We start from the raw sequence: 10136 nt of genomic DNA on the forward strand, positions 1-10136 counted from the left end.
TCGAATATATCGAAATTTTTTACAATCGCCAACGACTGCATTCGGGGTTAGGCTACCAAACACCCGCGATGATTGAAGCAGCGTGGAGCGGATAAGAACGATTGTCCATTAAATCGTGACCACATCACTCATCAGATTTTCCTTGAATATGCGCTTTGAGGGCACTCAAGGTCGTTTCAATCCTACTGATATGATCGATAGCTATTTGGTTGAGATAGACGTTGCTGAATTCCTCCGAAGTTTCGTTATTTGAACTACTATCGATATTATCTTCGTGAGGAATAATAAAATCAGCCCAAGACTCGATGGTACTTATGACATATTTTTCTATATCATTAAGCATCAAGATAGGAGTTTGTTCGTGCGGAACTTCTTGCTCTATGTGCGGTAATCGCATAAAGAGAAGTGTCATAATAAGTCGGGTTAAGCTATCAAAAAGATTGGCTGCAAGATGTTCTCTTTTTGCTTCTGGACTATTCTCAAAATAAGAAAAAGGATTATTGGTTGGCTGGAGTCGTTTTAAAACAGGGATAACCTCCTTAAGTGTATGGAGAGGATATATTCTACCTGGAAGCATTGCGCGATGCTCCCATATCTTGAGAATGATCTCTATCGACCTCTGTTGGGCTATTAGGCGCTCGTTTTCCGTTGTTGCATGGTTCACCATATCCATAAGCTGAGCAAGGTGATGTGCCATCCATTTACCCAGCGTATCAACACCAGTATCCAAGCCGAGTTCACGAACGAGATACTGTCCAAGTTCCAATACATCGTTCGGCAGCATCGATGGTTCCATCTCTTCGGAGGATAAAGATTCGATGCGGTTGATTCTTTTTTGTTCTTGATTCGTCATCTCGATCTCGTCCATAACCATTATTCTCCCGAGTAATCTTTACTTCAACAATTAAGTCTAGTTGCACCTCATCCAAAAAAGCTAGTAATGCCTTCTTATTGATATTCAGCCGCCATCCGTTTGACTGAACCTGAGCAGTCGATCGCATTGTATACTCTGTCCTATCATCGCGACTATCCCCCCAACATTCATAGATGAATGCTGTACTGCTATCTTCTACATTGACCCATTGTAGTTGGTCACCATAGTGAAATTTAAGATTAAGCACTGATTCTACCATTGGTCCAGGATACGTTTCAATAGAACGAATATCGTAACAAAGCGGATCATATTCATCAATGCCTTCAATCAGATGCTCATAATCAATAAGCCATCCAATCAGCTTATAGGGTGATGTGTCGATCGCAAGCCTATCTTCTACGTAAGGAATGCGATAGTCCCATGAGTCAGCAACAGTCTGAAGTGCCCGTGCAAGAGCAAGTGCGGTATCAGGTGAAACAAGCGCAGTTCTGATTCGAGTTTCCTGTTTAAATCGGTATGAATGCGTATTATGATCACCATCGACTACAAGCATCTCTGAATTATCACTAGCAAAGATTTGATTGAGGAATGTTTGGTCAGTGATACTATCAACCCATGCATCAATAGGGACTTCGGGAGAAATCCAAAATTGAGCCTCTAATGGCTTTGCTCTAAGAAAATCTGCAAGCCAAAATGGCGGCATTGCGAGACCATTTCGACGTATCCAGCCATCGGGCGTATAGTAATCATCATCCTCATCACTATTGTTTGCAAGCGATCGTGTTTGGATAAGCTGTCCCATCGTACACCACATGGCATGCCATTCCAAGTAGGTATGGTAGCGCTCAATTCTTGGGAGGTCTCCATGGCGATGCATTGTGCTCATACCCATACTATCGGTGATACGATAATTTCTTGGCTCTTTAGACCATTCTCTTGGATTATCGTGCACTTGCCACGTATCAACAATCCATTCCTCTGCTATAGTGCAAAATTCTGTCATACCAACATCAAAAAAAAGTTTAATCGCTGGAGAATACCAATAAGGGATAGTATCGATGCTATCAAAGCTGAATCGTTCTGATCGACTTGGCTGATTTTGATAAAGGTCGGTTTGATGTATGTGTCTTTGGCTTTCCCGTAGGGTTGTTGATACTCCTATCGTTATGTTATCTAATAGCGTACGTTGTTGTGCATCAAGGAGCAGTGTTCCTGTCTCATCCAAATGGAGAACCGCCGATTTTGCAAACGCGCGGATGAGGAGATGAGGAAAGGAAGTATCTGACGCAATTCCAAAGAGCTTTTCTCCATAGAGGGCAGCGATGTTTGGTGTCTCCGTTGCAATTCGATCCAGAGTAATTACAAGCCATAATCGAGCAGCGAGCCAGTAAAAGGGTGCATGGGGATTTCGATAGCTCAATTCTGTTTTTTTGTGATAGAGCGACACAATATGATCAACCGTTTCGCTCTCTTGAAGCCGTGCAAGTCGGCGAACAGTATGAGCTGCACGCCAGCGTTTGTACACATCTATATCAGACATTAGTGCATAGAGAAATCGTGCAAGAGCCTCGGAACCTGAGGATGGTATATCAACGAGATCCCACCGATCACAATCCTGTGCAGGTATCCGGTCAACAAGTCGGGATGCATAGCGCCCACTAACGTCTGCCGCGACCCATGGCGAACTATATTCCCCTAAAAGGCCAACCAGCGCGAAGATTGTTAAGGATTGCAATGTATCTACATGGCGTTCAATAGCAGCAAGTAACCCGTTAAAGATCTCGTGGGCTGGTAAGCCAGTTTTTGTAAGGAGCATAGGAAGAGGCGAGTGCCCATAAGTAAGATACGCAGCAAATTCAGGGAGCATTTTACCGATCACGTCCATGAGGCTTGTTTTACACCAATCGATAACAGCTGGGGTATTCCATTCTTTGATGCAGTAAACAATAGCATCTGCCAGCATAATATTGTGTATACCATATAATCCGCCTTCGCTTAAAACATCAAGATAGGCAGCTCGATCGCGGAATGAAACTACTGTGGCGATATGATTCAAGATTTTTTCAGGGTAAATAAAACTATCTATTCGCCGAGCAGTTTCAATTACCTGCTCAAGTACGGCATTAATTGTATCCTTTGATACAAAGCGTTGATCCCAATCAATGCCTTGGAATGGGTCAGGCGGAGTTATTTTTTTCTGATTATCAACCATATCAAAGATGTCAAGAGATTTATCATCTGGTTTTTGAGCGACTTCCTGCTGATGAAATAATTCTGCCTTCATTAATTGTTTAAGCCAGAATGTGCTAGGATTCTCTGCCTTCAGTACAGTCACTACCTCTGAGCGTTGGCCATGACCGAATCGCAATAACTCATCACAGGCCAATATTTCAATAATAAGGTTGCGATTCTTGGACGATGACCCTTCTATAATTGAACTCATAAGCTTTGATGGAAAGTTATCAAGAAGTGTCGCACAAGCCGTTGCACTCTCAGGAGCTATAGTGTTTTGAAGAAGGGCCGTTAACAAGATCGTTGGGAGAATATTCTCATATTTAATAATATTTATATCGTCCCATCGCCCAGCCATTGCGAATGCTACTGAGCAATCAAGGGTTGTGATTGCTTCGGTTACCTCATTCCAAGGGAACTCATCGCTATTACCAATCCGTGTATGAGTATCACTAACCACTATAGCAAGCTGGGATGCCATCTCGCATCTTTGCTCGGGGGATAGTACATGAAACCCATGTTTTACGAGCGGGTTAAATAGGGCTATCTCTCGTCCGGTTTCAAGATTAATATCATTGGCAATCTCCAAAGCATTGAAAAAGAACGGTTTAGCATCAGCATGACTAAAGGGCATAATAAGCCGTGCAAATCGTAGGAACGCATCAATTTTGTCTTGGGTTTCAATTCTCATGGATTTTATGCTTTTAGATTGATCAGTAACAGCAGAGAGAATCGTTTCATGAAAGGAATGATCCATTGCAAGATGGGTATACATCTTGACCATTGTCTCGCTTAAGTAATCGTTTTTCCATCCAACAACCGCCTTGATACTTTTTAGAAGAGCAATCCGATCAAATTCTGAAACCATAAGTAATTTCGTGATCGATGATGCTACTTGCGTCCGCATACCAAAAGCATGATAGCTGGCATCAAATTTATATGTATTCATGCCAGTTCGATTAACAGCCTTCTGTAAAAGAAGATTACCTGCCTCTCCAGAAATTTGTCCTATAATCAACTGTGCCCGAACGGTATACACTGGTATCAGTGGTAGTAGAAATTCAGAAAGCTGGTCTTTCTTTTCTCTTAGTTGAGCGTTTTGGCGACGTGTCGTCTCTGTTGATAACTTGATTGAAGGCTCAACTAAAAACTCTCTAATCTCTATTTCCTGCCCTCCTAAGCGTCTCAATAAGCTATACGCGCGAAGAATGATATCAATATAAAATGAGTCTGAGGTATTAAATTCGTCGTAGCAACGCCGCTCAGGTGTTACAAAGCTTTGAAGGATTGAAAGCGCATTCTTGTGCTGAGTTGTATGACCAACAACAATCTCACAGGCAGTGAGAATCAAATCAATGTACTCGACGTAGGAGAAATCTTCATTCCTCGCGCGTTCCTTCAATTTATCAGCCTTTATCAATCCCCGACGATACAGAATTCCTAAACACGTTTCAATACGAGCAATATCACTGCTCTGACCAACAAGCACAAGAGGAACCAGAAGAAAGATATCCCACGGCGTTTGACGTGGAATCTCTTGTAACACCTGTTGAAGGAGATCTATGTCCCCCGAAGTAATAAGCTTTTTGGACAGTCTTAATGCAACCTCGAAGACTGCGGATCTTGGTCTCCAGCGTAATAGTTGCGCTATAGCCGACTGAGGCCCTTCAATACGAAGAAGTGCCTCAGTTTCTGCGACAATATCATTAGTGCCAATCTCCCAACCCTCTGGCTCATCATTGGGGAACCGCTGCTTTTTCAGTACAAATTCTGAATTACGGCGTTGTAACCATGCACGTATTTGGCGATATCCATTACGGACAGCAAAGGCATTTTTCTCAAGGGCATCATTCGCCATCATATGGAATAGGAGTGGTCCATGGTGTTGAATTTCCTGGGAATTTCGTAGGACAGCTAGTGCATACGTGTGTGGGGCAAAAATTGCCACCAGATCGAGATTATTAATAATTGAATTATGAATTGTTACATTCGTTTTTAGTGCCTCGGCACCCTTAAGCAGTGTCAATAAACTATCAACAGGATTCTCTGCCTCTCGACATACCTTCATAGCAATGCGCAAGCGCTGGAGTTGGGTGTCACGTCGAAGCAGGGGATCTCGGATTGCTTCAGGAATAGGTTCTTTATCGACAAGCATTATGATGTCTTGTTTTCGTCCTGCGGCAAGTAACGCAGAGGCCAAGTGGGTTGCAGCATAACTGTCTTGTTGAGCCTGTTTGGTAAAGTGCTCTGCAATCTTTAGCTGGAGCATATGAAGCCGCGCCTCGGCCTTAAGTCGCACAAACTGCTCAAAGTCTTCATCAGCAAAGCTAATCAGGTTATTTACAACCTGAACCCCAGGTGCGAGATCACTTGCAAGATCACGAATATGGGTTTCGTTAAATTTTGTTACTGCTGCGAGATCGGAAAGAGGAATAGGTCGTGGTAGTGCAATCAGTGCGGAGCAAAACATGAGAAGTTCTTGTTGTTGTCCTATCTTAAGAATAGCTTGAGTAAATTGTTGTTCAAATACATGATCTAAGTCTTTGCCATGCGGTAGAAGATACCTCAATGCTTTATCAGGCTTATCTTGCGCAATATCAAAAGCGTATCGTTGTACGCGTGGGATCCCCCGTGATAGCTTATGAAAATCCTCAATCCATGCATCTGGTGCTTCAGGCCAAACAGAGTGTACATGATGTGCTGTCTCATCAAGGGTAAAGCCACTAAGTTCAAACTTGTCAAATGTGTAGGGAAGTTCGAGCATGGGGAGCCGTCCCGTTCGGGCGCTGACTAAAAGACGAACGTTTGATGGCAATGTGCCGATCGAAAGAAAATCACTAATGAAACATTTATCGCCTTGTGTTAGTGCGGCTGTCAGTGCATTATCAGCCGCATCAACCACAATAAGTACAAGAGCCGAGGGATTGTTTGCTGCAATAACATCAGCGGCTCGCTCCAGCCTTTTCTTGAATGCTCTGGGATAATCATGAGCAGTTGAGCGATTGAGTAGAAGAGGAATGCGAATTTCGCGGGCAAGATCGTTTGAGAGCTGTAGAAAGGCATCTTGTGCCCTGTGACGAAACGCATCAGCGTCGAGATAACGTCCTCCACCATAACAGTCAAAAACGATCATGACAGAATCATCTGGAAGGCGTGCCTTGATATCTTGAAGCAACGTAGTTTTTCCCATACCACCTTCGCCATGTACACAGAGGCGTTGTTTATTGCTAATAAGCATTTCTACTATTGTCTGAGCCGCCGCACGCAGAACAAGGTGATCGGGTTGCTTAATCTCAGAAGGACATGGAAATATAGTACGAGGATCAGAAAATCCCAGTCCCGCTAAGATGGATTGGCGGGTGATATAGTCTCTTCGGCCTTCTGGTAGCATGGCACTTTGGACAAAACGCAAAAGATTATTTACAGAGGTGCGTGCATCATCATCTATCCAAGTAGAGATTGTGGCATGAATATGCTTCTCAAGTGCAAAACGAGATTGGATTCCACAGAGTGAAAAATCAAGGCTTTTGATGAAATCTTCAAAAGTATTGGAGTCTAAGCCGCTGGCTTTCACGAACCTATCACGATCTGTGACTGGCGCTGTTTGCTTTTTCCCTCGTCGTGGCGGTGTAGGCTGTCCCAATAACATGGCCCAAACCGCTGGATCAAGGGGTTGGTTACTAACAAGCCGCAACGTAATATGCTTTCCTGCAATAAAATCTGATCGTTTCTTTTTTAAACCACTAAAGATTTTTGCAAGCCGACCAATGACTGAATTATCTTTTTTATCATTACTCGCATAGGTAAGGCGATTCACCGTCCATGGCTGTTGAGCATTTGACGTTGAGTATTTGAGTTGATCAACGACAATACGATCAGCTGATTCTATGCTATCACCCCCATAGTAAAAGGCGCAATCCACCCCATCCCATTGATCTTTAGATGTACCAATTTCATCATCTACCATCAAACCTTCTACTGTAATAGCAGCCAGATTTGTGTCTTCATTAAGTAACGATAACGCATGTCGAAGCACCCAAAGTTCATGAAATGTATCACCGGCATTCGACGCACGAGCACCCCGAAGATCTGGTTTTGACATAGTGCCTCTCAAGGTTATTCTAAAGAATCAAGCCTCGCAAAACTAAAGGCCTAAATTGAAATTGGACATAATTATTCCTACCATGATGCTATCAACTGGCATTCTATGAACAATGATAACCAGCATTGATGAATTTTGGTGTAGCGCATGGATAGAAACAGCTTTTCTGGTAAGTACGACACAGGATTTTCTTGGTTAACCATATGCATTAAGATCAATTTGTTCAACACGATTTGCAATATCTGCCTCGGTTGGTTGGACATAGATTTGCGTCGTTGTGATCGAGCTGTGTCCAAGGAGACGAGCAAGACCGACCGAATCATGGGGGTGTCGCACCAGATAGCGGGTCGCAAAGGTGTGACGTAGACTATGCGGCGTCGTGCTTGCTGGCACGAGGTCACGGATTGCGGCATCGCGCACAATGTGATGAATCATCGCACTCATCTCCCGGAGACTCAAGGGGGTCTGACGCTCACTCATCCAAAGCGGGCGAGGTTGCTCACGCTTGCAGTGCAATGGCCACATCTTCGCGACTGCCCGAATCGTTGCTTCAACCCCCAGTTTTGGACCAATATAGAGCGCTAATGCTACGCGGACCGATTCATTGAGCGGCACCGTTCGCGTTGTATGGCCTTTAGACGAACGAATCACAACCTGACCACTGCGCTCGCCGTACTGAATATCATGCCAGCACAAGGCGGCACATTCACCGATGCGCATTCCTGTTTGGACTAACATCTGAAGAATGGCGGTATTTCGTACAGGGTTACGTGTTGTTTGGGCTTGCCGTAAGAGGGCATTAACCTGTACCGGGCTGAGGGCCTTTGGCTTCAGCGGCGATGGACGCTTCACCAGTTTGAGACGGTGGGCGGGATTCGTATCAAGATAGCCCTGATCAACCAACCATGTACACCATATGCGGAGCGCACTCACATGAATATTGACCGTACTGACTGCGGTGGTTTGCCTGAGCATTTCACGATACCCCACCAAATTGATGGGATGCAGATCAGCAAGGGTGATCGAACGCTGTTCTGTGGACGCAAACCATGCACACAGACGGTGTAATACCCCCCGATAGCGTTTGCATGTGGCGTGGGTCATATCGATTTCAGCATGACGAAACCATGCATCAATCAGCATTGCAACAGGCACTGAATCGCTCATAGACACCACCTCTGAATCGTTCATCTACTCTCGGCAATGTTTTTTCTTTGTTCGGCGCACTCGTGGTACATCAATTGACGCTCATGGGTTGGTGGATTGAATGGACTACATAGCAGAGAATTGCAATTCTCTGCTATGTATCTTACTCTATTATGCAACCCCTTTCCATGGCAATCTTTGGTAGGCTCGGCTCGTCGAAGATGCTCCATAAACGACCGATTACTAGAGATAATTAATCCCAGCGATCTGCGCATATCCATGAGTGCACGGGTATTCCATACGAGAACCGTAATCCTTGTTCAGGAGTCTTCATGCCAACCGCCTTCTTAACCGAAGAACAGCAAGCCGCCTACGGAGACTATACCGGTGATCCCGATCCAACCCAATTAGCAAAATTCTTCCATCTTGACGAGGTTGATCTTCAGCGTGTTCGTCGTCATAATGGATCACACCACCGTCTTGGATTTGCTCTCCAACTGGGCACTGTCCGATTCCTGGGAACATTCCTCGCGAATCCCATCGCGGTTCCTCCCATCGTTATTGATTTTATGGCACGCCAACTCGCTATTACAACGGAACGTGTCAATATTTTTGAGACGGGTGACGATCAGGAATTCCGTTTCAGCCGCGCCGGGTCGTCGGCCTGCGCAGCCACACTGAGTGGCGGGTTGATCCACGCCGCCGTTGGCACGGGTGGTGGGGTCGGCGGCCCCTGCACAAAGCGCTCCGGGTGACGATCAGCGGCGGCGGTCAGCACGACCTGCCGTGCGGCCACCACCGCGTCCGCTGTCCCACCGTGGACCATCGCGGGGGTGAGCAGGCTCAGTGTGCTGATCAGGTACATCGTCACCCAGATCATCCTCATCATCGGCGGCGCTTGGTGCGCCGCTGCTTGAGCCGTTTGGTCTCGCGCTCGGCCAACCCACACAGCGCCTCCACCAGCTGCTCAAACGGCATCATCCCACCCAAGAGCCGCTTCAGCGTGACCCGCTTCACGACCCGTTCACGCTGGATGAAGACGAGTTCCCGTGCGGCGGCATCCACCTGCACCGCCAACTCCTGCCCTGCATAGGCGATGCCTGCCGTATAGGTTGCGCCATCCAATACCAGCTTGCCTTGGGCATTGACCCGCCGCACAAACGTCCAGCCGTCAATCTGCTGCAGCCAGCCATCCGCATCAACCTGCGCCGGAACGGCTGGTAACACGGGCAATTCTGGAAACGCTTCGGCAGGCGGGCGATTTCCACAGGCCCGGCCTTGGTGCGGGCGTTCCGTGCGATACCAATCGCAGTAGGCATCGACTTGGGCTTGCGCTTCGGCCTCGGTGGTCGGCCAGTTTGGGTAGACCGATTCCCCCTTGTAATTCTTGTGAAACCGCTCCACGAACGGCTTTAAGTCGGGGCGATGCGGTGGACAGACCTCGACCTGAATCCCGAGATTGAGCAACAAGCGTTGGAAGGGCGAGGGGAAATCCGCCAAGCGATTATTGCTGACCAATCGCACATCGCAATCCATCCGAATCCGCGCAGGCAGCCCGATCTGCTGGAGAATACTGGCGGTGGTGCGAATGACCGAGACCATATGAAAATCAGTGCTAATCCGTGCGGCAACCGGAATCGATGTGCCCGCATCGACCCACATAAACGCTTCCGCAGCGTGTTGGCGTTTGCCATCGGGGTCGGGCGGAATCGAGGTAACATCGGTAAAATCGATCTCAATCTCCTGCATGGGCGGACAGGGGGTGCGGGGCTGGCGCTGGCG

The 10136-nt window shown here is 46.5% G+C and carries 6 protein-coding genes; 1 reads left to right on the forward strand and 5 read right to left on the reverse strand.

Annotated features, from left to right (window positions below; translation table 11 throughout):
• Positions 1-124: 124 nt before the first annotated feature.
• From C5S61_RS25665 to C5S61_RS25675, 3 genes are all read right to left on the reverse strand, one after another.
• Positions 125-784 (reverse strand): hypothetical protein, encoded by a 660-nt coding sequence (locus C5S61_RS25665; RefSeq protein ID WP_110520292.1) that lies wholly within the window; start codon positions 782-784, stop codon positions 125-127.
• The gene (locus tag C5S61_RS25670; RefSeq protein ID WP_110520295.1) at positions 738-7208 is read right to left on the reverse strand and encodes an ATP-binding protein; all 6471 of its coding nucleotides are present in this window, start codon (positions 7206-7208) and stop codon (positions 738-740) included. The genes C5S61_RS25665 and C5S61_RS25670 overlap by 47 nt, the downstream gene beginning before the upstream one ends.
• A gap of 195 nt (positions 7209-7403) precedes the next feature.
• Complete coding sequence (locus C5S61_RS25675; RefSeq protein WP_240614571.1) at positions 7404-8375, reverse strand: tyrosine-type recombinase/integrase; 972 nt, start codon at positions 8373-8375, stop codon at positions 7404-7406.
• A 311-nt stretch (positions 8376-8686) separates the two neighbouring features.
• Between C5S61_RS25675 and C5S61_RS25680 the strand changes: the two genes are divergently transcribed.
• Positions 8687-9109, forward strand: a complete 423-nt coding sequence (locus C5S61_RS25680; protein WP_110520297.1) for a DUF4158 domain-containing protein — start codon at positions 8687-8689, stop codon at positions 9107-9109.
• Positions 9110-9112: 3 nt separating this feature from the next.
• Here the strand turns inward: C5S61_RS25680 and C5S61_RS26990 are convergent, their stop codons facing one another.
• Positions 9113-9301, reverse strand: coding sequence for a hypothetical protein (locus C5S61_RS26990; RefSeq protein WP_164689789.1), 189 nt, complete (start codon positions 9299-9301; stop codon positions 9113-9115).
• On the reverse strand, positions 9240-10136 hold an 897-nt coding region (locus C5S61_RS25685), incomplete at its 5' end, for an integrase core domain-containing protein (RefSeq protein WP_240614572.1). The genes C5S61_RS26990 and C5S61_RS25685, both read right to left, overlap by 62 nt.

Origin of the sequence: Herpetosiphon llansteffanensis (genome assembly GCF_003205875.1) — a bacterium.
Taxonomy (GTDB): Bacteria; Chloroflexota; Chloroflexia; order Chloroflexales; family Herpetosiphonaceae; genus Herpetosiphon; species Herpetosiphon llansteffanensis.